The 22819-nt window shown below is 67.0% G+C and carries 21 protein-coding genes; 11 read left to right on the top strand and 10 right to left on the bottom strand.

The window, feature by feature from the left end; translation table 11 throughout:
- From AC1RCS_RS24315 to gudD, 3 genes are all read left to right on the top strand, one after another.
- Nucleotides 1-280, top strand: a 280-nt coding sequence (locus AC1RCS_RS24315; protein ID WP_492246498.1) for a dihydrodipicolinate synthase family protein, incomplete at its 5' end; no start/stop codon positions are given.
- Between the two features lie 107 nt (nt 281-387).
- A complete protein-coding gene (locus AC1RCS_RS24320) occupies nt 388-1377 on the top strand; it encodes a Bug family tripartite tricarboxylate transporter substrate binding protein (RefSeq protein ID WP_492246499.1) in 990 nt (329 codons plus the stop codon).
- Nucleotides 1378-1536: 159 nt separating this feature from the next.
- Nucleotides 1537-2889: a glucarate dehydratase gene (gudD, locus tag AC1RCS_RS24325; protein WP_492246497.1), complete on the top strand. Its 1353-nt coding sequence runs from the start codon at nt 1537-1539 to the stop codon at nt 2887-2889.
- Between the two features lie 34 nt (nt 2890-2923).
- Here the strand turns inward: gudD and AC1RCS_RS24330 are convergent, their stop codons facing one another.
- Nucleotides 2924-4462, bottom strand: coding sequence for an ATP-binding protein (locus AC1RCS_RS24330; RefSeq protein ID WP_218294227.1), 1539 nt, complete (start codon nt 4460-4462; stop codon nt 2924-2926).
- Between the two features lie 19 nt (nt 4463-4481).
- Nucleotides 4482-5213, bottom strand: coding sequence for an osmolarity response regulator transcription factor OmpR (gene ompR / locus AC1RCS_RS24335; protein WP_010460834.1), 732 nt, complete (start codon nt 5211-5213; stop codon nt 4482-4484).
- Nucleotides 5214-5430: 217 nt separating this feature from the next.
- Between ompR and AC1RCS_RS24340 the strand changes: the two genes are divergently transcribed.
- Nucleotides 5431-6147 carry an SIMPL domain-containing protein gene (locus AC1RCS_RS24340; RefSeq protein ID WP_218340854.1) on the top strand — a complete coding sequence of 239 codons (717 nt, stop codon included), beginning with the start codon at nt 5431-5433 and terminating at the stop codon, nt 6145-6147.
- A 155-nt stretch (nt 6148-6302) separates the two neighbouring features.
- Here AC1RCS_RS24340 and AC1RCS_RS24345 read toward each other — a convergent pair whose 3' ends face one another.
- Nucleotides 6303-7085, bottom strand: a complete 783-nt coding sequence (locus AC1RCS_RS24345; protein ID WP_218294229.1) for a 3-hydroxybutyrate dehydrogenase — start codon at nt 7083-7085, stop codon at nt 6303-6305.
- 228 nt (nt 7086-7313) lie between these two features.
- On the opposite strand from AC1RCS_RS24345, the gene AC1RCS_RS24350 reads away from it, so the two are divergent.
- The 3 genes from AC1RCS_RS24350 (at nt 7314) to AC1RCS_RS24360 (ending at nt 11317) form a co-directional block, all read left to right on the top strand.
- The gene (locus AC1RCS_RS24350) at nt 7314-8273 is read left to right on the top strand and encodes an alpha/beta fold hydrolase (RefSeq protein ID WP_369642241.1); all 960 of its coding nucleotides are present in this window, start codon (nt 7314-7316) and stop codon (nt 8271-8273) included.
- Nucleotides 8270-10480: a RelA/SpoT family protein gene (locus AC1RCS_RS24355; RefSeq protein ID WP_218340856.1), complete on the top strand. Its 2211-nt coding sequence runs from the start codon at nt 8270-8272 to the stop codon at nt 10478-10480. The genes AC1RCS_RS24350 and AC1RCS_RS24355 overlap by 4 nt, the downstream gene beginning before the upstream one ends.
- 126 nt (nt 10481-10606) lie before the next feature.
- Complete coding sequence (locus AC1RCS_RS24360) at nt 10607-11317, top strand: 2'-5' RNA ligase family protein (protein ID WP_492246496.1); 711 nt, start codon at nt 10607-10609, stop codon at nt 11315-11317.
- Nucleotides 11318-11391: 74 nt separating this feature from the next.
- Here the strand turns inward: AC1RCS_RS24360 and putA are convergent, their stop codons facing one another.
- Complete coding sequence (gene putA / locus AC1RCS_RS24365; protein ID WP_492246495.1) at nt 11392-15156, bottom strand: trifunctional transcriptional regulator/proline dehydrogenase/L-glutamate gamma-semialdehyde dehydrogenase; 3765 nt, start codon at nt 15154-15156, stop codon at nt 11392-11394.
- 144 nt (nt 15157-15300) lie between these two features.
- Between putA and AC1RCS_RS24370 the strand changes: the two genes are divergently transcribed.
- From AC1RCS_RS24370 to rlmD, 3 genes are all read left to right on the top strand, one after another.
- Entirely contained in the window at nt 15301-15774 is a 474-nt protein-coding gene (locus tag AC1RCS_RS24370) for an Lrp/AsnC ligand binding domain-containing protein (RefSeq protein ID WP_218297562.1), read from the top strand.
- A 116-nt stretch (nt 15775-15890) separates the two neighbouring features.
- The gene (locus AC1RCS_RS24375; protein WP_218297561.1) at nt 15891-16211 is read left to right on the top strand and encodes a hypothetical protein; all 321 of its coding nucleotides are present in this window, start codon (nt 15891-15893) and stop codon (nt 16209-16211) included.
- 68 nt (nt 16212-16279) lie between these two features.
- The gene (gene rlmD / locus AC1RCS_RS24380) at nt 16280-17743 is read left to right on the top strand and encodes a 23S rRNA (uracil(1939)-C(5))-methyltransferase RlmD (protein ID WP_492246494.1); all 1464 of its coding nucleotides are present in this window, start codon (nt 16280-16282) and stop codon (nt 17741-17743) included.
- Between the two features lie 70 nt (nt 17744-17813).
- Here rlmD and AC1RCS_RS24385 read toward each other — a convergent pair whose 3' ends face one another.
- A complete protein-coding gene (locus AC1RCS_RS24385; protein ID WP_218297559.1) occupies nt 17814-18191 on the bottom strand; it encodes a hypothetical protein in 378 nt (125 codons plus the stop codon).
- A 120-nt stretch (nt 18192-18311) separates the two neighbouring features.
- On the bottom strand, nt 18312-19007 hold the full coding sequence (locus tag AC1RCS_RS24390; RefSeq protein ID WP_010458089.1) for a Bax inhibitor-1/YccA family protein: 696 nt from the start codon (nt 19005-19007) through the stop codon (nt 18312-18314).
- Between the two features lie 223 nt (nt 19008-19230).
- Between AC1RCS_RS24390 and AC1RCS_RS24395 the strand changes: the two genes are divergently transcribed.
- Entirely contained in the window at nt 19231-19638 is a 408-nt protein-coding gene (locus AC1RCS_RS24395; RefSeq protein ID WP_218297558.1) for a GlcG/HbpS family heme-binding protein, read from the top strand.
- A 251-nt stretch (nt 19639-19889) separates the two neighbouring features.
- Here the strand turns inward: AC1RCS_RS24395 and hemP are convergent, their stop codons facing one another.
- The 4 genes from hemP to AC1RCS_RS24415 form a co-directional block, all read right to left on the bottom strand.
- On the bottom strand, nt 19890-20117 hold the full coding sequence (hemP, locus tag AC1RCS_RS24400) for a hemin uptake protein HemP (RefSeq protein WP_218338805.1): 228 nt from the start codon (nt 20115-20117) through the stop codon (nt 19890-19892).
- Nucleotides 20118-20357: 240 nt separating this feature from the next.
- A complete protein-coding gene (locus AC1RCS_RS24405; RefSeq protein ID WP_492266994.1) occupies nt 20358-20711 on the bottom strand; it encodes a hypothetical protein in 354 nt (117 codons plus the stop codon).
- A 961-nt stretch (nt 20712-21672) separates the two neighbouring features.
- On the bottom strand, nt 21673-22083 hold the full coding sequence (locus AC1RCS_RS24410) for an ExbD/TolR family protein (RefSeq protein WP_218297556.1): 411 nt from the start codon (nt 22081-22083) through the stop codon (nt 21673-21675).
- A 3-nt stretch (nt 22084-22086) separates the two neighbouring features.
- On the bottom strand, nt 22087-22806 hold the full coding sequence (locus tag AC1RCS_RS24415) for a MotA/TolQ/ExbB proton channel family protein (RefSeq protein ID WP_218297555.1): 720 nt from the start codon (nt 22804-22806) through the stop codon (nt 22087-22089).
- Nucleotides 22807-22819 lie beyond the last annotated feature (13 nt).

The raw sequence follows: 22819 nt of genomic DNA on the forward strand, positions 1-22819 counted from the left end.
CTCCTCGGCAGTGTTCAACTTCATTCCCAAGACGGCGATGGACTTCTACAAGGCCGTGGCGGCCGACGACACGGCCACGCAACACAGGCTGCTCAAGGAGTTCTTCATGCCCTACCTGGCCATCCGCAACCGGGTGGAAGGCTACGGTGTCTCCATCATCAAAGCGGGCGCCAGGATCGTGGGCCATGACGGTGGGCCGGTGCGCGCGCCGCTGACGGACTTGAAGCCCAGAGAGATGGAAGAGCTCAAGGCGCTCATCGACAAGCTCGGCCCGCAGTAACTGCACTACGCGCCCAGCCCGACCCCATCCCGTTCCACGCAAGACCCGACCCAGGCCCCGCAGAGGGCTGTGTCAACCATCCAACTTCGGAGACATCCACCATGTTCATCAAGAAACTGCTGCTGACCGCAAGCGCGTGCAGCCTGGCTTTTGCTTTCGCCGCATCGGCCCAGACGGCCGCGCCCGGTACACCCGCAGCCTGGCCTGAAAAGCCCGTGACCATCGTCGTGCCGTTCCCGGCCGGCGGCTCCACCGACATGGTGGCCCGCGCCATGGCGCAGCACATGGGCGACAAGTTGGGCCAGAATTTCGTGGTGGACAACCGCCCCGGTGCCACGGGCACGCTGGGCGCTGGCATGGTCAAGCGCGCGCCGGCCGATGGCTACACGCTGCTGGTGTCCTCGCTGGGCGCCTTCGTCGTGGCGCCGCACCTGCTCAAGAGCGTGCCGTACGACGCGCTCAAGGATTTCGACTACATCACCGTGCCGGTGCAGGCGCCCAACGTGCTGGTGGCCGCCCCTGGCCAGAAGGCGCGCACCGTGAAGGAAGTGATCGCCCAGCTCAAGGCCAACCCCGGCAAGGTGAGCTTTGCGAGTTCGGGCAACGGCTCGTCGGACCACCTCTCGGCCGAAGTGTTCTGGCAGCAAAGTGGCACCGAAGGCCTGCACATCCCCTACAAGGGCGGCGCTCCGGCCATCAACGACCTGCTGGGCGGGCAGGTGGAGTTCTCGTTCCAGAACGTGAACGCCGTGCTGCAGCACATCCGCGGCGGCAAGCTGCATGCAATCGCTGTGACCGGCGACAAGCGCAGCCCGGTGCTGCCCGACGTGCCCACCCTGGCCGAGGCCGGTGTGGCCGGTGCCGAGGTGTACTCGTGGCAAGGCATGGCCGCTCCCAAGGGTCTGCCGCCAGCGCTCAAGAAGAAGCTCTCGGACGCTGCCATCGCCGCCCTGAACGACCCGGCCGTGAAGAAGCGCATGCTCGACCAGGGCCTGGAGATCGTGGCCAGCACGCCCGAAGCCTTCACCGCTTACCAGGCGCGCGAATTCGCGCGATGGAAGACAGTCATCGAGACCCGCAAGATCACTGCCGATTGAGAGCGACTCAAAAACCTCTTGTGGCGTTGTTGCTCCGTCTTGTCGTGCTCCTTGCACTGGCTGCGACGTAGCGCCTGGCCAGAACCGCTTCGCCGAGGTTTGTGAGCCGCTTTGACACGAAAGACCCGGGGGGCGCTCCCCCCCATATTCCAGAACACCATGACCACCTCTTCCAACCCTTCTGCCGCCAGCACCCCCGTCGTCACCGAGCTGCGCGTGGTGCCCGTGGCGGGCCACGACAGCATGCTCATGAACCTGAGCGGTGCGCACGGCCCGTTCTTCACGCGCAACCTGATCATCCTGCGTGACAGCGCGGGCAACACCGGGGTGGGCGAGGTGCCCGGCGGCGAGAAGATTCGCCAGACCATCGAGGATGCGCGAGCGCTGATCGTGGGCCGCCCCATCGGGCACCACAACGCCGTGCTCAATGCCATGCGCGCGCAGTTTGCCGACCGCGATGTAGGCGGGCGCGGGTTGCAGACGTTTGACCTGCGCATCACCATCCACGCGGTCACCGCCGTGGAATCAGCCTTTCTGGACCTGCTGGGCCAGCACCTGAACGTGCCCGTGGCCGCGCTGCTGGGCGATGGCGTGCAGCGCGAGTCGGTGCAGATGCTGGGCTACCTGTTCTACGTGGGCGACCGCGCCAAGACCGACCTGGCCTACCGCGCCGAGCCCGGTGCCGACAACGACTGGTTCCGCCTGCGCAACGAGAAGGCCATGACGGCCGACGGCATCGTGCGCCTGGCCGAGGCCGCGTACGAGCGCTACGGCTTTGCCGACTTCAAGCTCAAGGGCGGCGTGCTGCGTGGCGAGGAAGAGGTCGAGGCGATTCGCGCGCTGCATGAGCGCTTCCCGGAGGCGCGCGTGACGCTGGACCCCAACGGCGGCTGGCTGCTCAAGGACGCCATCCGCATCACGCGCGACCTGCACGGCGTGATGGCCTATGCCGAAGACCCCTGCGGCGCCGAAGGCGTGTTCTCGGGCCGCGAGGTGATGGCGGAGTTCCGCCGCGCCACGGGCCTGCCCACCGCCACCAACATGGTGGCCACCGACTGGCGCGAGATGGCGCACAGCCTGGCCCTGCAGTCAGTGGACATTCCGCTGGCCGACCCGCATTTCTGGACCATGGCCGGCTCGGTGCGCGTGGCGCAGATGTGCCAGGCCTTCGGCCTGACCTGGGGCTCGCATTCCAACAACCATTTTGACGTCTCGCTGGCCATGTTCACCCACGTGGGCGCCGCCGCACCGGGGCGCGTGACGGCCATCGACACGCACTGGATCTGGCAGGACGGTGAGCGGCTGACGAAGGAGCCTTTCCAGATCAAGGACGGCTTCATCCAGCTGCCCACCAAGCCCGGCTTGGGCGTGGAGCTGGACATGGAGGAGGTGGAGCGCGCCCACCGCCTGTACTTGCAGCATGGGCTGGGCGCGCGTGACGATGCGATCGCCATGCAGTACCTGATCCCCGGCTGGAAGTTCAACAACAAATCGCCCTGCATGGTGCGCTGAACGGGCCTGCGGCCCGGGGAGCGGATGCTTGAAGTCAGGCGGTCTTGTCTTCCGCCCGGCGTCTTGGCAGCTGGCGCTTGATGGACGGCCGCTGCAGGCGCTGCTTGGGGTCGGCGCCGTCGGGCAGGTCGGTGGCACGCTGCAACTGCAGGTGGGCCACCAGGCCGCCCGTGCTGGAATTGGCCAGCGCGAAGATGCCGCCCATGCGCTGCACCGTCTTGTCGACGATGGACAGCCCCAGCCCCGCACCGGCGGCGGCCGTGCGGGCGGAATCCCCCCGGAAGAAGGGTTTGGTCAGGTTGGACAGCTGCTCGGGCGGCACGCCCGGGCCATGGTCGCGCAGTTTGACCAGCACCCAGTTCTCCCGGCCTTTCGCGACGATGTCCACGCTGGTGATGCCGGTGTCCTCGGTCTTGCCATAGCGCCGGGCGTTCTCCAGCAGGTTGGAGATCACGCGCGCCAGTTCCACTTCGTCAGCCAGCACGTTCAGGTCTTCGGGCACCGACATGGTGATCTGGAGTTCGCGGTGGTCCTGCACGGCGTACACGCAGGACGAGACCACCGCATGCAGGTTGACGGGTGTCAGCGTCACGTGGTCAGGCCGCGCGTAGTCGAGGAACTTGTCGATGGTGGCGTCGAGCTGCACGATGTCGGCCACCATGTGCTCGCGCGCGACTTCATCGTTCACGCTCATCTCGGTTTCGAGCCGCAGGCGCGCCAGCGGCGTGCGCAGGTCGTGCGAAATGCCGGCCAGCATCACGGCGCGGTCCTGCTCCAGCTTGGCGAGCTTCTGCGCCATGCGGTTGAAGCCGATGTTCACCTCGCGGATTTCACTGGTCACCACCTCTTCGTCGAGATGGCTGGCCGCGAAATCGCCGTCCTTGACGCGGTTGGCGGCGTAGGAAAGCTGCTTGAGCGGCCGATTGATCAGCCGTGCAATGGCCGCGGCGCCCGCCAGTGACAGCGCCCCCGCCGTGATCAGCCAGATCAGCCAGGTGCGGCCGCCCGCCGGGCTGAAGCGCGAGCGGTCCATCAGCAGCCAGTTGGGGTCGCCGTTGATGTTGAAGCCGACCCACAGGCCTGTTTCTCCATTCACGTTTTGCGCCACGATGGTGTCGGGGCCCAGGCGCTGGGTGAGCTCGTCGGTCAGGCGGTTGCCCAGGGCCGTGCCCTCCAGCAGTTCGAATTTGTCGCGCGGCTCGCGCGGCAGGATGCGCACGCCTTCCTGATCGGCCATGGTCTTGATGAGCGACACGCGGGCGATGGCATCGGAGTGCACGAGCGCGGCGCGGCTCAGGTTCACCAGCGAGGCGATCTGCTGCGCGGTGTGCAGCGTGCGCGGTTCAAACTCCAGCGCCCGCAGTGTCTGCAGCCATGCCAGGATGCTGCCCACCAGGAGCAGCGCCAGCAGGAAGAATGTGCGCCAGAAGAGATTGAGGCCCACGCGCGCCCGTTGCTCCCGAGCCTGTCTCAGGGACTCGAGGGGGGCGGGGCTGGTGGCGTCGGAAGGAGCGGTCACGGACTGCCGGAACGATGGTGATCTCGACCTCGGATGGCCGTCGGATTTGCGCATACAAGAAAGAAGGAAGGGGTCAGCTCGTTCCGTCCGGCACGAAAACGTAGCCCACGCCCCACACGGTCTGGATGTAGCGCGGCGCGGCGGCGTCCACTTCCACCAGCTTGCGCAGGCGCGAGACCTGCACGTCCAGGCTGCGGTCGAAGGGCTCGAACTCGCGGCCGCGTGCCAGCAAGGCCAGCTTTTCGCGCGACAGCGGCTGGCGCGGGTGGCGTACCAGGGCCTTGAGCATGGCGAACTCGCCCGTGGTCAGGGGCAGCTCTTCGCCATTGCGCTGCAGTGCGCGGGTGCCCAGGTCGAAGGTAAAGGGGCCGAAGGTCACGACCTCGTTGTCGCCCGAAGGCGCACCGGGGGCTTCCTGCGCGGGGCGGCGGCGCAGCACGGCGTGGATGCGCGCGAGCAGTTCGCGGGGGTTGAACGGTTTGCCCAGGTAGTCGTCGGCGCCCACTTCCAGGCCCACGATGCGGTCCACGTCCTCGCCCTTGGCGGTGAGCATGATGATGGGCGTGCGGTCATTGGCCGCACGCAGGCGGCGGCAGATGGACAGGCCGTCCTCGCCCGGCATCATCAGGTCGAGCACGATGATGTCCACGGTCTCGCGCAACAGCAGGCGGTTGAGTGCCTTGCCGTCTTCGGCGACCATGACTTCAAAGCCTTCCTGGGTGAGGTAGCGGCGCAGCAGATCACGGATTCGTGCATCGTCATCCACCACCAGAACTTTGTCGGTGCGATTGGTTGTTGTGGCCATCTTGATCCCAAGTCCAATTTGTAACAGAGCCGATTCTGACCACTTGGAACGCCGAAGTTCGGGTTTTGACCTTGGGTTTGACCAACTGTTACAAGTTTTGCCCAGCTTCGCACAGTGCGCAGCGGGGCTTCATCACGGGCGGGATGCCACGCGGTTATGGTGGTGCCCCGCGCTGCCCAACAAAGGGCGGCGCTTTGATGCCAAGGATGTTTCCGCCATGAAGATGACTACCAAAATGATAGCTGCAGGCGCTTTTCTGGCTTGCGCTGGAGCCGCATTTGCTCAGAATGCACCTGCAGCGGAGCCGCGCAATGTGGTGCAGCTGTCAGCCACGGGCACGGTCGAAGTGCAGCAGGATCTGCTGGTGCTCAGCCTCGCCACCAGCAAGGAGGCCGCGGATGCCGCCACCGTGCAGGCGCAGCTCAAGCAGGCGCTCGACACGGCGCTGGCCGAAGCCAAGCGCAATGCCCAGCCCGGCCAGCTGGATGTGCGCACGGGCCCGTTCGGCCTTTTCCCGCGCTACAACAAGGACGGCAAGATCAATGGCTGGCAGGGCCGCGCGGAACTGGTGCTGGAAGGCCGCGATTTCGCCCGCATCACCACCACGGCGGGCAAGATCCAGACCATGGCCATCCACCAGGTCGCGTTCGGCCTGTCGCGCGAGGCGCGTGCCAAGGTGGAGGATGAGGCCCAGACCCAGGCCATCGAGCAGTTCAAGGCCCGCGCGGCCGAGTTGGCCAAGGGGTTTGGCTTCAGCAACTACAGCCTGCGCGAGGTGGCGGTGAACAGCAATGAGATGGCGCCTGGTCCCCGCCCACGCATGATGGCCGCCGAGGCCAAGATGGGCGGGGCCTATGCGGACTCCGCCGTCCCGGTGGAAGCGGGCAAGGCCCAGGTGGTCGTCAACGTGTCGGGCTCGGTGCAGATGCGTTGAGACCGGCCGGCCCGGCCGCAGCGCCAAGGCTGAAAGTCAAATCCCGCACTGAAAGTGCCGTCTGTTCTGGGCTGAGCAGCGGCACCTGCTGTTGAAAATGGAGCATCTGCCGGGAGCATGTGGCCGTGGCCCCGTGCCCCCGGGGGCCCAGCCCCTTACTGCGCCGCCCAGCCGCCGTCCATGTTCCAGGCCACCCCGCGCACGTTGTTGGCGGCGGGGGAGCAGAAGAACACGGCCAGCTCGCCCAGTTCTTCCGGCGTGGTGAACTGCATGGAGGGCTCCTTTTCGCCCAGCAGCAGCTTCTTGGCGTCCTCGTTGGACAGGCCATGTTCCGCTGCCTTGGCATCCACCTGCTTTTGCACCAGGGGCGTCAGCACCCAGCCGGGGCAGATGGCATTGCAGGTCACGCCGGTGGTGGCGTTTTCCAGCGCGGTCACCTTGGTCAGGCCCACGATGCCGTGCTTGGCTGCCACGTAGGCGGCCTTCTGTGCCGAGCCCACCAGGCCGTGCACCGATGCCACGTTGATGATGCGGCCCCAGTTGGCGCCCTTCATGGCGGGCAGCGCCAGGCGCGAGGTGTGAAAGGCGCTCGTGAGGTTGATGGCGATCACCGCGTCCCAGCGTTCCACGGGGAAGTCTTCCACGTTGGCCACATGCTGTATGCCGGCGTTGTTCACGAGGATGTCCACGCGCCCGAACTGCGCGGTGCTGTACTTCATCATGTCTTCGATGTCGGCCACACGGCTCATGTCGGCGCCGTGGTAGGCCACCTGGACACCTGCGGCCTCGCCAGCGGCCAGCACCTCGGCGCGCGGGCCTTCCACGTCTCCGAAGCCATTGAGCACGATGTTGGCGCCCTGGCGGGCCAGTGCCTTTGCGATTCCAAGACCAATGCCACTGGTCGAGCCGGTGACGAGGGCGGTTTTGCCTTTCAGCATGAGAGTCTCTCCGAATGAATTACGATGAACGCAAGGGAAGGGCGGCACGGATTGCGTGGCACGCGGCCACCCGGATCAGGATGGATGCAGGGCGCAAATCGCAGCGACGGCCACGGCGGTCGGGGATTTGCAGCGCGGCAGACACCCGGGACTGCGGATGGACGCAGTGCGGCGATCCGTGCCGACCTTCCCGGCATTATCAAGCGCTGCCCCTCGATTCCGCTCCCCATGATTGAACCTACGCTGAACTACGTACTGTGCCCTGGCCCCGCGGCCACCGGGGTGTCTTCTGGTAACGCCTCCGTTGCCGAGTCTCGCCACCGCATGGCGTACTGGGAGTGGAATGCCACGGGCAATCCAGCACATCCGCACGTGGTGCTCTGCGTGCACGGCCTCTCGCGCCAGGGGCGGGACTTCGACACCCTCGCGCGCGCGCTGAGCGCGCATGCCCGCGTCATCTGTCCTGATGTGGTCGGGCGGGGCCAGAGCGACTGGCTGGCCGATCCCATGGGCTACCAGATCCCCCAGTACGCGGCCGACATGCTCGCGCTGGTGGCCCAGTTGCAGGGGCAGGGCCCCATCGCCACCCTCGACTGGGTGGGCACCAGCATGGGAGGGCTCATCGGCATGGGCGTCGCGGGGCAGCCAGGGCTGCCGCTGCCCGTGCCCGTGCGGCGCCTGGTGCTCAACGACGTGGGGCCGGTCATCCAGTGGGAAGCCTTGCAGCGCATCGGGCTCTATCTGGGACAGCTGGCACGGTTCGAGTCGCTGCAGCAGGCGGCGGATGCCATGTGGGCCATTTCGACGAGCTTTGGCCCGCACACGCCGCAACAGTGGCTGGAACTTTCGCGCCACATGGTGCGCACGCTGCCGGAGGGCGGCATCACACTGCACTACGACCCTGCCATTGCGGTGCCGTTTCGGGCATTGACGCAGGAGTCCGCCGCGGCGGGGGAGGCCATGCTCTGGCAGCTGTATGACCATATCGCCGCGCGCACGCTGCTGCTGCGCGGTGCGCAATCGGATCTACTGTCCCGCGAAACCGCGCAGGCCATGGCGCAGCGAGGCCCCCGTGCGCGCTTGGTGGAGTTCGAAGGCGTGGGGCATGCGCCCACGCTGGTGGCGGCCGACCAGGTCGCTGCGGTCACCGGTTTCCTGCTGGCGGCGGAAGGTGCTTTGGCCGGATGAAAACCTACCCTCCCGCACAGGCGTCCCTCGCCCCTCAGGCCGAGGTTCTCCCCCAGCTCATTGCAGCCACTGCGCACACGCTGCCCGAGCAGGTCAACGCGCTGGCCCGCGCCCGCGCCTTTGCCGAGCCCCTGATGGCGGGCGAGACCCTGGACTCGGGCGAAAACACGCTGGCCCATGCCGATGCCGTGGCCGCCATCCTCAAGGGAATAGGCGGCTCCGAGGCCATGCAGGCGGCCAGCTACCTGGTGCACGCATGCATTCACCTCAACAAGCCCGAAGAGGTCATTGCCAAGGCCTTTGGCGAGAACTTCGCGGCGCTTGCGGTGGAGACCACCAAGCTCATGCGCGTGCAGCAGCAGGCCCGCGCCGCCGAGCACCTGGACGACCCCGCCATCCAGACGGAGAACGTGCGCAAGATGCTGCTCGCGTTCTCGCGCGACCTGCGCGTGGTGATGCTGCGCCTGGCCTCGCGCCTGCAGACGCTGCGCTTTCATGCGTCCGCCAAGCGCCCCGTGTCGCCCAGCCTGGCGCGCGAATCGCTGCAGGTATTCGCGCCGTTGGCCAATCGCCTGGGCATCTGGCAGGTCAAGTGGGAGCTCGAGGACCTGTCCTTTCGTTTCCTGGAGCCCGACACCTACAAGGAAGTGGCGCGGCTGCTCGACGAAAAACGCGGCGAGCGCGAGGTGTACATGGAGCAGCTGCGCGCGCGGCTCGAGGCTGACCTGCGCGCGCGCAGCATCAGCGCCAGCGTGCAGGGGCGCCCCAAGCACATCTACAGCATCGTCAAGAAGATGCGCGGCAAGTCGCTCAACTTCGACCAGGTGTTCGACATCCGTGCGCTGCGGGTTGTCGTGCCCACGGTGAAGGATTGCTACGCCGCCCTGAGCTGGGTGCACGAGCAGTTCAAGCCCATCGTGGAGGAGTTTGACGACTACATCGCCAAGCCCAAGCCCAACGGCTACCAGTCGCTGCACACCATCGTGCGCGACGACCACGGCAAGCCCATCGAAATCCAGATCCGAACCCAGGCCATGCATGACCATGCCGAACACGGCGTGGCCGCCCATTGGGCCTACAAGGAGGCGGGGAGCAAGGGCTATGCGGGGGTTTCTGCCTCGGGAGAATACGACGCCAAGATCGCGGTGCTGCGCCAGCTGCTGGCATGGGAGCGCGACCTGTCGGGTGCTGTACCCAATCGGGGGCTGTTCGAGGACCGCATCTACGTGCTGACGCCCGATGCCGCCGTGGTGGAGTTGCCGCAGGGCGCCACGCCCGTGGACTTCGCATATGCCGTGCACACCAGCCTCGGGCACCGTTGCCGGGGGGCCCGGGTGGACGGCGCCATGGTGCCACTCAACACCCCGCTGCAAAACGGGCAGACCGTGGAGATATCGACTGTCAAGGAGGGCCGCCCCTCGCGCGACTGGCTCAATGCCGAGCTGGGCTACCTCACCAGCCATCGCGCCAAGGCCAAGGTGCGTGCCTGGTTCAACGCCCAGGCGACACACGAAACCGTGGCGCGGGGCCGCGAGGCGGTCGAGAAGCTGCTGCAGCGCGAGGGCAAGACCGCCGTCAAGCTGGACGACCTTGCGGTGCAACTGGGTTTCAAGTCCGCCGACGCCTTGTTTGAGGTGGTGGGCAAGGACGAGTTCTCGCTGCGCAACATCGAAACGGTGCTGCGACCGCCCGAGCCTGTGATGCAGCCGGATGACTACCTGCTGCTCAAGAAGGCCCGCACGAATGCCGCTCCGAAGGGCGGCGTACTGGTCGTCGGCATCGACTCGCTGATGACCCAGCTGGCCAAGTGCTGCAAGCCGGCACCGCCCGATTTGATTCGCGGCTTCGTGACGCGCGGCAAGGGGGTCAGCGTGCACCGGGCCGATTGCAGCAACTTTCGCGAGATGGCCGCGCGCAGCGTCGAGCGTGTCATCGAGGTGGAATGGGGCGCGCCAAAGTCAGCGGCGGTTGCAGCCGTGTATCCCGTCGATGTGGCCGTGGAAGCCGCCGACCGCCAGGGCCTGTTGCGCGACATCTCTGAAGTCTTTGCCCGGGAAAAAACCAATGTGATCGGCGTGCAGACCCAGTCGGTGAAAGGCACTGCGTGGATGACCTTCACGGTGGAGGTCGCCGATTCAGGCCGCCTCAACAAGGTCCTCGGCATCGTGGCCAGCGTGCCGGGCGTGCGCTCGGCACGCCGCCGCTGAGAGGTCTTCTGGGGAGGGTACTCTGTGTGGCAGCATCCATTTCCTCAGTCTTTTATTTGGACAGTAGATGGGGCGTGGAGGATGGCATGAGATGGGTGAATGTCGTCATTTTCAGGAGCCAACGGGATGTTTGACGGCCTGCGGTGGCTGCCGGGGATGGAGAACCTGCCCTTGTCTCCAGCCGCGCGGCGCCATGACCACCACCTCTTTTTCGCCGTGCTGGCGGATGGCGCCGTGGCCGCCCGCGCTGTCCGGCTGTGCGACCAGGAGACGGCCGCCCGCCAGGTGGAGGAGGGCCACAGGGTGCGCACCGAGCGGTTGCATGTGACGCTGGCCTCGCTCGGATGGGATGCCGATTTCAACCCGCGCAAGGTCTGGTGGGCGTGTGCGGCCGCCGCGCAAGTTTGCGCACCGGCGTTTTCGCTGCGGCTGGACCGCTGCCTGAGCTTTCAGGGGCGCGAGTCCAGGCGGCCCCTGGTCCTGTGCGGCAGCGAAACCGGCGTGGCGGGCATGGTGGCGCTGCACCAGGCGCTGCGCCAATCCCTGCGGGCGTGCGTGCCAGGCCCTGCGCCAGCGCGCGCCGAGCCATCGTTCACGCCGCACATGACGCTGCTCTACGGCCCTTCTGCCGTGGAGGAACACGGCGTGGAGCCTCTTGACTGGAGGGTGGATGCCTTCCAGCTGCTCTACAACCGCCGCGGCTCGCCCGGGCCCTACCAGGTGCTGGGGCGATGGGGCCTGGGCCAGCCGGCCTTTTTTCAGGCGGAGCAGGGCCGGCAGCCCGCGCCGGCCGGCGAAGATCCGCCGCCGCGGGGTGGTTCAAATCAAATGCTATAAAAAAAGTAGCTGACAGCGCTTGAAGGATAAGCCGTGGGGGCAGTTTTTATTCAGATCCTGCGGGCACGGCCACCTCAGCCAATCGTCATCAGGCTCGCGTTGCCGCCCGCGGCAGCGGTGTTCACGCTCAGTGCGCGCTCGATCAGCAGGCGCTCCAGCGGCACGTCGGTGGCGCCCGGGGGCAATGCGGTCACGCCCACGATGGGGCCGGGACGGCGGGCCAGCGCCTCGCACACTGCGTGCAGCGAAGCCGCATCGCCATGGTGCAGCACGGCGGACAGTTCGATGCGGCCGTCGTCCAGCACCTGATCCGCCACCGCGATGCTGGCCTGGACGGCCGGGGCAAGCTGTGCAAGCAAGCCCGCCCGGGTGGAAGGCCACAGGGCCTTGCCGCCCGAGGCCAGCACGGCCGCGGTCTGCGTGAGCAGGTCGCCTTCGGCCTGGGCCAGGCACAGCACGCGGGGCCGGGGGGCCAGGGTGTAGACGTTGCGCTCACCCGTGGGGCCGGGCAGGGTGCGCGCCGTGCCGCTCTGGGTGGCGGAGGCGAACGCACGGCAGGTGTCCGCCAGCGCGGGGCGGCCCTGCGTGTGTGCCCACTGCTCCAGTGCGTGCAGGGGCGCCAGCCAGGGTTCGCGCGCTGCCACGTCGGGTGGCGCCGTGCGGTCCGCCGCGGCGAAGGTGCGTGCCAGCGCATCGGCCGGGCGCCGCGACAGCAGGCGCAGCAGGTACAGCGGCCCGCCCGCCTTCGGGCCCGTGCCCGACAGGCCCTCGCCACCAAACGGCTGCACGCCCACCACGGCGCCCACCATGTTGCGGTTCACGTAGACGTTGCCCGCATGGGCGCGGCTCACCACGCGGGCGATGGTTTCGTCGATGCGGGTGTGCACGCCCTGCGTGAGGCCGTAGCCGGTGGCGTTGATCTGGTCGAGCAGCTGGTCCAGGTCGTTGCGGGCATAGCGCACCAGGTGCAGCACGGGCCCAAAGACCTCGCGCTGCAGCTCCTGGATGCCGTGGAGTTCAATCAGCGTGGGCGGCACGAAGGTGCCCTGGGCCGTTTCATCGGCGCTGCAGCGGCACTGCTGGAACACGCGATGGCCCCTGGCCTTGAGCGCATCGATGTGCGCGGTGATGCCTGCCTGGGCCTCGGCGTCGATGACCGGGCCCACGTCGACCTGCAGCGCGCCCGGGTTGCCCATGCGCAGTTCACCCATGGCGCCCTTGAGCATTTCCACCACGCGGTCGGCGGCGTCCTCCTGCACGCACAGCACGCGCAGGGCCGAGCAGCGCTGGCCGGCGCTGTCGAACGCGGAGGAGACCGCGTCGGCCACCACCTGCTCCACCAGCGCCGACGAGTCCACGATCATCGCGTTCTGCCCGCCCGTCTCTGCGATCAGGGGGATGGGGCGGCCGACGGCATCCAGGCGACCTGCGACGGCGCGTTGCAGGATGCGCGCCACCTCGGTCGAACCGGTGAACATGACGCCCATCACACGCGGGTCGCCGATCAGCCGGGCGCCCACGGTCTCGCCCTGGCCGGGCAGCAGCTGCACCACGCCGCGCGGCACACCCGCCTGCCACAGGATGCGCACGGCCTCGGCGGCGATCAGCGGGGTCTGTTCGGCCGGCTTGGCCAGCACGGGGTTGCCGGCGGCCAGGGCTGCGGCCACCTGGCCCATGAAGATGGCGAGCGGGAAGTTCCAGGGGCTGATGCAGGCCACGGGGCCCAGCGGAAGGTGGGTGGTGTTGTCGAAGGTGGATTCGACCTGCGCGGCGTAGTAGCGCAGGAAGTCCACCGCCTCGCGCACCTCGGCGACCGCGTTGCTGCAGCTCTTGCCTGCTTCGCGCATCAGCAGACCCAGCAGGGGCTGCATGCGGTCCTCCAGCAGGCCCGCGGCACGGTCGAGCGTGGCGGCGCGCTCGGCCGGGGGCGTCGCGGCCCACAAGGGGGCCGCCCGCAGGGCGTGTTGCAGGGCCGCATCCACGTCGGCGGCCGTGGCCTCCTGCACCTGGCCCACCACGTCGCGGTGGTCCGCGGGGTTGCGCACGGGCATCGGCGCGCCCGGCGCGGCGTCGGCGCCGAGCAAGGGGCCGGCGGTCCAGCCCTGGCTGGCGGTGGCCTGCAGGATCGCGTCCAGTTGCGCGAGGGTGTTCTCGTTCGACAGGTCGAGCCCGCGCGAGTTGGCGCGGTGCGGGCCGTACAGGCCCCGTGGCGTGGCGATGCGCGGATGGGGCAGGCCTGCGCCGCCTTCTGCGGCGGCCTGCTGGTCCACCACCTCGACGGGGCTCTTCACCAGGTCCTCCAGCGCGATGGTCTCGTCGGCGATGCGGTTCACGAACGAGGTGTTGGCGCCGTTTTCCAGCAGTCGGCGCACCAGGTACGCCAGCAGGGTCTCGTGCGTGCCGACGGGGGCGTAGATGCGGCAGGGCCGACCCAGCTTGCCGGCGGTGACGGCGCCCACCACCTGCTCGTACAGGGGCTCGCCCATGCCGTGCAGGCACTGGAATTCGTACTGGCCGGCATAGTAGTTGTGGCCCGCCAGGTGGTAGATGGTGGCGAGTGTTTCCGCGTTGTGCGTGGCGAACTGCGGGTAGATGGCCTCGGGCGCGGCCAGCAATTTCCTCGCGCAGGCGATGTACGAGATGTCGGTGTGCACCTTGCGGGTGTACACGGGGTAGTCGTCCAGCCCGTCGACCTGGGCGCGCTTGATCTCGCTGTCCCAGTAGGCACCCTTGACCAGGCGCACCATCAGTCGGCGCTGCGTGCGGCGCGCCAGGTCCACCACGTAGTCGATGACGAAGGGGCAGCGCTTCTGGTAGGCCTGGATCACGAAGCCGATGCCGTTCCAGCCGGCCAGCGAAGGCTCGTGGCACAGGCGTTCGAGCAGGTCCAGCGACAGCTCCAGCCGGTCGGCCTCCTCGGCATCGATGTTGATGCCGATGTCATAGCTGCGCGCGAGCTCGGTCAGGCGCAGCACCAGCGGGTACAGCTCGTCCATCACACGGGCGAACTGCGCGCGGCTGTAGCGCGGGTGCAGGGCCGACAGCTTGATCGAGATGCCGGGGCCTTCATAGATGCCGCGCCCGGCGGATGCCTTGCCGATGGCGTGGATGGCCTGCTCGTACGACGCGTAGTAGCGCTGGGCGTCCTCGCTGGTCAGCGCGGCCTCGCCCAGCATGTCGTAGGAATAGCGGAAGCCCTCGCCTTCCATCTGGCGGGCGTTGGCCAGGGCTTCGCCAATGGTCTCGCCGGTCACGAACTGCTCGCCCATCATGCGCATGGCCATGTCCACGCCCTTGCGGATGAGCGGCTCCCCGCCCTTGCCGATCAGGCGGCCGAGCGATGCGCCCAGGCTGCCTTCGCTGTGCGTGGCCACCAGCTTGCCCGTGATGAGCAGGCCCCAGGTGGCCGCATTCACAAACAGCGAAGGGCTCTTGCCCAGGTGGGGTTCCCACTGGCCGTTGCTGATCTTGTCGCGGATCAATGCATCGCGCGTGGCCTTGTCGGGGATGCGCAGGAGCGCCTCGGCCAGGCACATCAGCGCCACGCCTTCTTGCGACGACAGCGCGAACTCCTGCAGCAATCCCTGCACGATGCCCGCGCGGCCCCCGGCGCTCTTGCGGCTGCGCAGGGCGCCCGCAATGCGCAGCGCCAGCTGCCCGGCCGCTTGCGCCATCGCCTGCGGCAAACGGGCCTGCGCCAGCAGCGGGGCCAGGGCCTCGGGCTCGGGGCGCCGGTAGGCCGCGGTGATGGCGGCGCGCAACGGGCTGGCCAGGGGCGAGCGCGGGGCAAAGCCGGCGGGGCTGGTGGAAGAGGGCAGGGCGCCGATGGGCTGCGTCATGGCGTGTCTTTCGGTGGGTATCAGGGGTATTGGTGGGTTGGGCCCCCAGGGCCTGCCGGGGGCGGCTGGATGCGATGATCCTTGGTCTGTGGATGAATAAATGGTCGAAAATAGGCGGTCTGTCAGAATAAATCACTATCCAAAATGACGATGGAAACCGATCTGGACCGTATTGACCGCAAGATTTTGTCAATCCTGCAGGAAGATGGGCGCATTGCCAATCTCAAGCTGGCGGACGCCGTCGCGCTGTCGCCCACCGCGGTGCTGGCGCGCGTACAGCGCCTCACGCGCGACGGCTTCATCCTGGGCTACGAGGCGCGGCTCAACCCGCTGAAGCTGGGGGCGGGCATGCTGGTGTTCGTGGAGGTGCTGCTCGACCGCACCACGCCGAATGTGTTCGACCAGTTCAAGGCGGCGGTGCAGGTGCATCCCGAGATCATGGAGTGCCACATGGTGGCAGGGGGGTTCGACTACCTGCTCAAGACGCGCTCGGCCGACATGAACGCCTACCGCGTGTTCGCAGGCGCGGTCCTGTGGCAACTGCCCGGGGTGCGCGAGACACGCACCTATGCGGTGATGGAAGAGGTCAAGCACACCAACCACCTGCACCTGCGTTGAAGGGGCGCGCGGGGCCCGGCGGTGCGCGCCGCTGCCATGGAGCCACGGCTGCATTGGCTCGGCACGCCAAAGCCTCCATAATCCCAGGCAGACATGCCAGATCGAGGAGAAGAACCATGACCCGCTTCCCATACGCCACTGCCGCTGCCGCCGCGCTGCTGGGCGCCCTTTTCAGCCAGTCGGCCGCGGCTTCGTGCTACGTGGTCTACGGCCCCGACAAGGACATCGTGTACCGCGCGCCCGAACCGCCGGTGGACATGTCCTACCAGATCCACCAGACCCTGCCGCTGGTGGCGCCGGGCGCCACGCTGGTGTTCACGCCGGACAATTACAACTGCGACCTCACCGTCAACAAGCTGCCCCTGGCGTCCGCGCAGGGCGCCACGGGATCCATGGGATCCGTCGGCGGCCGCCCCGCGCGCGCGGACCGCGGCTGACCTGACCGAGCCGGCAGGCTGCGGCGATCCCCGGGCAGGCACCGGCCCGGGCCTGAGACAATCGGGGGATGAGCGAACCGAAAGAACTATCCCCCTCGTTTGAACCCACCGCGCAGGATTCCCACGGCGATCTGCCCGAGGGCTGGCTGCAGGTCCAGTCCATGGACCTGGATGCCCAGGGCGTCGCCCGCAAGCCCGACGGCAAGGTCATCTTCATCGACGGTGCCCTGCCGTTCGAGCTGGTCACCGCCAACACCCACCGCAAGAAGAACAACTGGGAGCAGGCCAGCCTGACGGCGATCCACCGCGAATCGTCGCAGCGCGTGCGCCCCGGCTGCCCGCACTTTGGCCTGCATGCCGGAGCCTGCGGCGGCTGCAAGATGCAGCACCTGCACGTGGGCGCCCAGGTGGCCGTCAAGCAGCGGGTGCTGGAAGACAACCTGTGGCACCTGGGCAAGGTCAAGGCCGGCACCGTGCTGCGCCCCATCGAAGGCCCCGCCTGGGGTTACCGCTACCGTGCGCGGCTGTCGGTGCGCCATGTGATCAAGAAGGGCCAGGTGCTGATCGGCTTTCATGAACGCAAGAGCCGCTACGTGGCGGACATGCAGCAGTGCCCCGTGTTGCCGCCCCATGTAGACGCCATGCTGATGCCCCTGCGGGCCCTGATCGCCGACATGGATGCGCGCGACACCTGCCCGCAGATCGAGCTGGCCTGCGGCGACAGCGTGACGGCCCTGGTGCTGCGCCATCTGGAGCCGCTGAGCGCCGGCGACATCGCCCGGCTGCGCGCCTTCGCCGCCGGGCACGGCGTGCAATGGTGGCTGCAGCCCAAGGGCCCGGACACGGTGAAGCTGCTCGAGGAGGGCGGCGAGCAGCTTTCCTATGCGCTGCCGGATTTCGGCATCACCATGCCGTTCAAGCCGACAGACTTCACGCAGGTGAACCCGCACATCAACCGCGTGCTCGTCTCCCGCGCGCTGCGCCTGCTGGACGTGCAGCCCCACGAGCGTGTGATCGACTGGTTCTGCGGCCTGGGCAACTTCACGCTGCCGCTGGCCACGCAGGCGCGCGAGGTGCTGGGCATCGAGGGCAGCGAGGCCCTGGTGGCCCGCTCGCGCGAGAACTATGCATTGAATCATGCTGCAGCGCAGGACCATAAAGCGCTGGCAGCTACTGATTTTGTAGCGCGTAACCTGTTCGAGATGACCCCGGAGATGCTGGTGGCCGACGGCGCGGCTGACAAGTGGCTGGTCGATCCGCCCCGCGAAGGCGCGTTCGCGCTGGCCAAGGCGCTCGCCGACATCGAGCAGGCGCGCATCGGCGCCGAGGGCGCGGGCCCGCTGCCCGCCGGGGCCGAAGGCTGGACCCCGCCCAAACGCATCGTCTACGTCAGCTGCAATCCCGCCACGCTCGCCCGCGATGCCGGGTTGCTGGTGCATCTGGCGGGCTACCGCTGCACGGCGGCTGGCATGGTGAACATGTTCCCGCACACGGCGCACGTGGAAAGCATGGCGGTGTTCGACCGCGCCTGAGGGGAGAAAGGGCCGCCGCAGCCGGTGTGCGCCGGCCTGGCCGCGCGCACGGGGGAGCGGCCCGCTAGCCCTAGCTGCGGTTGCGGTTCGAAGCCGCGTCGCGGGGCTCGGTCTCGATATCGCCGGACCGTTCGGCGCGCTCGGGCTTCTCGACCACCTTGCCGAGCACCGAAGGCGTGCCTTCCAGCTTGTTTTCACGCATGTAGGCGTCCATGTCCTTCCACCCGGCGAACACCGAGGCCTTGGCGGCCTTGGGGTTCAGGGTGTAGCAGTCTTCCAGCCCGCGCAGCGCGTGGCGGCAGGCGCCGCCGATGGCCTTGGCTTCTTCCTCGCGCTGGACGATCCTGGGATCCGGGCCCAGGCCAGGGATCTTGTTGCAGGCGGCCAGCAGCAGGATGCTGCACAGGGCCAGCATGCGCAGTGCGGTGGAGCGGGTTTTGCGATACATGTGCTTGCATTATCGGCACGCCGGCCGCGCTATTGAGGGCTTGGCGGTGCGAAGCGCAAGAAAAAGGCTCCCGAAGGAGCCTTTTTGCCTTGAGGTGGCGCCCGGGAGCGCGCCACGGGGTCAGTCGCGCTCGCCGCCCATGATGCCCAGCAGCGCGAGCAGGCTCTGGAACACGTTGAAGATGTCCAGGTACAGGGCCAGCGTGGCGCTGATGTAGTTGGTTTCGCCGCCGTCCAGGATCTGCTTCAAGTCATACAGCATGTAGGCGCTGAAGATGCCGATGGCAGCGACCGAGATCGCCATCATGCCGACCGAGGAGCCGACAAACACGTTGATGACGGCACCCACCATGAGCACCAGCGCGCCCACCATCAGCCACTTGCCCATGCCCGAGAGGTCGCGCTTGATCACGCTGGCCAGGCTGGCCATCACGAAGAACACGCCCGCGGTGCCGGCGAAGGCCGTCATGATGAGGTCGGTGCCGTTCTTGAAGCCCAGCACCATGCCGATGAGGCGTGAGAGCATGAGGCCCATGAAGAACGTGAAGGCCAGCAGCACGGGCACGCCGGCTGCCGAACGCTTGGTCTTCTCGATCGCGAACATGAAGGCGAACGCGCCGCCCAGAAACACGATCAGGCCCACGCCGCCGCGCAGCGACTGGGTGATGCCGGTGGCGACGCCGACCCATGCGCCCAGCACCGTGGGGATCATGCTCAGCGCGAGCAGCCAGTAGGTATTGCGAAGCACCTTGTGGCGCTCCTCCTGCGAGATGCCATAGCCCGCAGAGTGCCCCAGGGTGGTGACTTGGTCATTCATCTTGTGTCTCTCCTTGTTGGCCTGCACGACGCAGACAGTGCAAATTCTAGGTGGTGGCGGCTGGAGGCCTTCCAATATCCGCGTCCGGTCACCTACTTTGGGTAAGGGTTCTTTCACCCTGCATGGGGGTGAGGCGGTGGGCGTATGCCGCTATGCTTGCCGTCTTTCCCCCGCCGGCGCGGACTCTCGCGGCCCGGCATTCTTCTCCTTTGCGGGTATACCAATGAAAACCAAGCATGAACTCGAACTGGCCGACGTGAAGGCCATTGCCGCTGCCGCCGAAGCCGAGGCGCTCAAGAACCAGTGGGCCGTGACCATCGCCATCGTGGACGATGGCGGCCACCTGCTGTGGCTGCAGCGCCTGGATGGCGCCGCCGCGGTGTCGTCCCACATCGCCCCGTCCAAGGCCCGCACGGCCGCCCTGGGGCGCCGCGAGAGCAAGGTGTACGAGGACATCGTCAACGGCGGCCGCACGGCCTTCCTGAGCGCGCCCGCCATCGACGGCCTGCTGGAAGGCGGCGTGCCGATCCTCAAGGACGGCCAGTGCCTTGGCGCCGTGGGGGTGAGCGGTGTGAAGTCCACCGAGGACGCGCAGGTGGCGCGCGCCGGCATCGCCGCTCTGGGGCTTTGATGGGATTCCAGGGCGTGGGCCCGCAGGGGGCAGGGGGCTGAAGAGCTTTCAGGTCCTGTGCCCCTCAATGAAAAAACCGGCCCGCGAGGCCGGTTTTTTCATGGCGTGATGGAGAAATCTGGGGCGGGGATGGGACCGCAAAAAAAGCCTGGCTACGCGGGCGAACCCGTTGGCTGGCAAAAACGACCCTTTCGAGCTTGTAGCAAGCCCGGGAGTCGCCCCACGATGAAACTTGGAGCCGCTGCCAGGGACTACTTGGTCAGGATCAGCTTGCCCAGCTTGGTTGCCTGCAGGCGGTACACCGATCCGTTGTGGCTGATGGCCACGGCCTTCTGGCCTTGCAGCAGGGAGCTGCTGTCCACGGCGGCGGTAGGGGGGGTGGGCTCGGTGCGTTGGCTGGCCAGTCCGTCGGCGTGCGAAACCCCCTTGCTGGCGGAGGCGGGGCGCAGGATCGAAGCGGCGGTCAATGTGGCTTGCATGAGGTTGTTCCTGGTGCGTTGCAGTGCGTTTTGCTAATGATAACGATTCGCAATTGCAAGTCAAGCAACAGGAGTGTTTCTTTTTGTTCTTCTGGGTGAGACATTTGATTTCGAATGGCGCGCCGCGCGCTTTGGCACTGATTTACGCCGCCTTTGGCGCTAAATCTCGCCGCCTTTGGCACTCCAAGGGTCAAACAAAAGCCGCCCGAAGGCGGCTTTAAACCCAGCACGGTGAGGGTTTCACTCGCTCGCGAGAAGCTCCACGAGCCGTTCCAGGCCTTCCTCCACGCCGCCCAGATCACCAGCAAAGCCCCAATGGCGCGGCTGGTTTCCAGCCCTGTGGCTATGCATTGCCAGCTCATCGTTCAATGCCGCCAGCAGGATCGAAATGTTGGCTTGCCGCGCCTTGTAGGCGCCGACAGCCGTCGATTCCCGATTGGCATCAATCAGCTCAAGGCCACTGGCGTTCTGAAATGTGATCATTGGGTGTTCTTCAGTTGCGATGCAGCCAGTACCGCTCTTTAAAGCCACCCACAAGACCGCCCGCGAACTGGCGGTGGAATACCACCTGACCGAAAGCCAGATCGTGCGCATCGTGGCTGCACATGGAGTCCGGGCGCCTGAGGATCGCCGCCAGGCTGTGCTGTTTTAAAGACGGGGTGGGGTGGGTTTAAAGACGTGCGACTTGGACTAAGTCACGCATTGTGGATAAGTTCGATGTGCGTCTCTCTAACCCATTGATTTCAAAAGAGATACCGAAACTCGCACTCGCCGCAACGTGCGACTTCCAAACGTGCGACTTGTCGCCTGACTCTCAGTCCACCGAGCGGCCGTCCTGCTGAGGCCTGTGCCAACGGCTTTCCCCTATGAAAACGGGGCAACAAGGCCCCGAAACCAGTTCCTGTCACCCCAGGCCCACCTTTGCCCGGAAGGAAGCCGCCCATTTCGGCCGTTTTGCCCCTATGGTCCGCCCGTTCCGTGCCAAAGCCATCGGCAACGCCCAAACACCCTGAATCGCCCGCAAACCCGCGCAAGCATTAGCGAGGCCCAAATTTATCCACAGCCCCCGACCGTGCCAATTCGATCACCTCCCCACTTTCGAATGGTGCGCCGCTGGTTTTGGCGCCGATTTACGCAGTCTCAAGCGGGAAAGTAGGTCAAGCAGCCGGGGGGAAACGGAAACGGTCACGTCTCGGGCGGCGGGTGTCACCCCGCTCCGACGGGAACCGCCCAGGTGTGAACTGACCCCGGATGCGGCGCCGCTGTGGGTCAGTCTTGGCAGAGACCACTGTGGGGTCTCTGCAGGGACCCGCCTCTCCACCGCCGGGCGAGCCGCTTCAGAGGATGAAGGAAGCCAGGGCGTTCTCGGCGCCCGAGCGTGTCACTGGGCGACGGAAGAATTTCACATCCCCCCGCCGACATCGGGCTGGGCAGGAAAAACGACCCAAAGACGAACAAACCCGGCGCGTCCTCTGCAGCTAGTGGTGCAGCGGCCGGGCCGGGCGGGTTTTTGGCGCGCAGGACGCTGGCGGATTGTCTGACTGATTGACTGCCGTCAGGGCGCGGGGTCGGTCACGAAACCGATCTTGCGCACGCCAGCGCGTTGCGCGGCGGCCATGGCCTGGGCCACGCGCTCGTAGCGCACTTCCTTGTCGCCGCGGATGTGCAGATCGGGCTGCGGCTCCTTGGCCGCCTCGACCTGCAGGCGCGGGAAGAGTTCTTCCTCCGTGACCTGCGACTCGTTCCAGTAGTACTTGCCGTCGGCCGATACCGACAGGCGCACCGTCTCGGGCTTGATGTTCTCGGGCTGGTTCGTGGCGCGTGGCAGGTCCACGTTCACCGAGTGCTTCATGACGGGCACGGTGATGATGAAGATGATGAGCAGCACCAGCATGACGTCCACCAGCGGCGTCATGTTGATCTCGTTCATCACGTCATCGGCATCGTCTTGCGTTCCGAAAGCCATGGCTCAGCCGCCTTTCTTCATGGGCAGCACCTTGCCCTGTTCGCCCGCCGCGCTCACGCGGGCGCCGGTGACGAAGTAGGCGTGCAGGTCGTGGGCGAAGCTGTTGAGGCCGCCCAGGATGGACTTGTTGCCGCGCACGAGGGCGTTGTAGCCCAGCACGGCGGGGATGGCCACGGCCAGGCCCAGGGCGGTCATGATCAGCGCTTCGCCGATGGGGCCGGCCACCTTGTCGATGGTGGACTGGCCCGAGGTGCCGATGGCCAGCAGCGCGTGGTAGATGCCCCAGACGGTGCCGAACAGGCCGATGAAGGGGGCGGTGGAGCCGACCGAGGCCAGGATGGCCAGGCCCGACTGCAGGCGCGAGGTGAACTCGTCGATGCAGTTGCGCAGGCAGCGGGTGACCCAGTCGCTCACGTCCAGCGTGTCGTGCAGGTGGGCCTTGGTGTTGCGGTGGTGGGCGGTGGCTTCACGGCCTTCCAGCGCCAGGTGGCGGAAGGGGTTGGTAGGGTCCGTGCCCAGCTTGGTCAGGCCGGCGGCGAAGTCCTCGCTGTGCCAGAAGTCCTGCGCGGTGCGGGCGTGCTTCTTGAACTTGATGATGTCCAGCGCCTTGATGAGGATGACGATCCACGAGGCCAGCGACATGGCCAGCAGCAGGATGGCGACGGCGCGGGTGACGAAGTCACCCTGGATCCAGACGTTGGCGATGCCGAATTGCGATTCCATGAGAAAAACTCCC

The sequence above is a fragment of the Acidovorax sp. GW823-FHT01C06 genome, from assembly GCF_058798375.1.

Coding starts and splice junctions, on each gene's coding strand:
- AC1RCS_RS24395 (WP_218297558.1), top strand. CDS start 19,231: ATGAAAACCAAGCATGAACTCGAACTGGCCGACGTGAAGGCCATTGCC.
- AC1RCS_RS24375 (WP_218297561.1), top strand. CDS start 15,891: ATGACCCGCTTCCCATACGCCACTGCCGCTGCCGCCGCGCTGCTGGGC.
- AC1RCS_RS24390 (WP_010458089.1), bottom strand. CDS start 19,007: ATGAATGACCAAGTCACCACCCTGGGGCACTCTGCGGGCTATGGCATC.
- AC1RCS_RS24410 (WP_218297556.1), bottom strand. CDS start 22,083: ATGGCTTTCGGAACGCAAGACGATGCCGATGACGTGATGAACGAGATC.
- AC1RCS_RS24370 (WP_218297562.1), top strand. CDS start 15,301: ATGACGATGGAAACCGATCTGGACCGTATTGACCGCAAGATTTTGTCA.
- AC1RCS_RS24340 (WP_218340854.1), top strand. CDS start 5,431: ATGAAGATGACTACCAAAATGATAGCTGCAGGCGCTTTTCTGGCTTGC.
- AC1RCS_RS24345 (WP_218294229.1), bottom strand. CDS start 7,085: ATGCTGAAAGGCAAAACCGCCCTCGTCACCGGCTCGACCAGTGGCATT.
- AC1RCS_RS24385 (WP_218297559.1), bottom strand. CDS start 18,191: ATGTATCGCAAAACCCGCTCCACCGCACTGCGCATGCTGGCCCTGTGC.
- AC1RCS_RS24405 (WP_492266994.1), bottom strand. CDS start 20,711: ATGCGCACGATCTGGCTTTCGGTCAGGTGGTATTCCACCGCCAGTTCG.
- gudD (WP_492246497.1), top strand. CDS start 1,537: ATGACCACCTCTTCCAACCCTTCTGCCGCCAGCACCCCCGTCGTCACC.
- hemP (WP_218338805.1), bottom strand. CDS start 20,117: ATGCAAGCCACATTGACCGCCGCTTCGATCCTGCGCCCCGCCTCCGCC.
- AC1RCS_RS24415 (WP_218297555.1), bottom strand. CDS start 22,806: ATGGAATCGCAATTCGGCATCGCCAACGTCTGGATCCAGGGTGACTTC.
- AC1RCS_RS24360 (WP_492246496.1), top strand. CDS start 10,607: ATGTTTGACGGCCTGCGGTGGCTGCCGGGGATGGAGAACCTGCCCTTG.
- AC1RCS_RS24355 (WP_218340856.1), top strand. CDS start 8,270: ATGAAAACCTACCCTCCCGCACAGGCGTCCCTCGCCCCTCAGGCCGAG.
- AC1RCS_RS24350 (WP_369642241.1), top strand. CDS start 7,314: ATGATTGAACCTACGCTGAACTACGTACTGTGCCCTGGCCCCGCGGCC.
- AC1RCS_RS24330 (WP_218294227.1), bottom strand. CDS start 4,462: ATGCGCAAATCCGACGGCCATCCGAGGTCGAGATCACCATCGTTCCGG.
- putA (WP_492246495.1), bottom strand. CDS start 15,156: ATGACGCAGCCCATCGGCGCCCTGCCCTCTTCCACCAGCCCCGCCGGC.
- ompR (WP_010460834.1), bottom strand. CDS start 5,213: ATGGCCACAACAACCAATCGCACCGACAAAGTTCTGGTGGTGGATGAC.
- rlmD (WP_492246494.1), top strand. CDS start 16,280: ATGAGCGAACCGAAAGAACTATCCCCCTCGTTTGAACCCACCGCGCAG.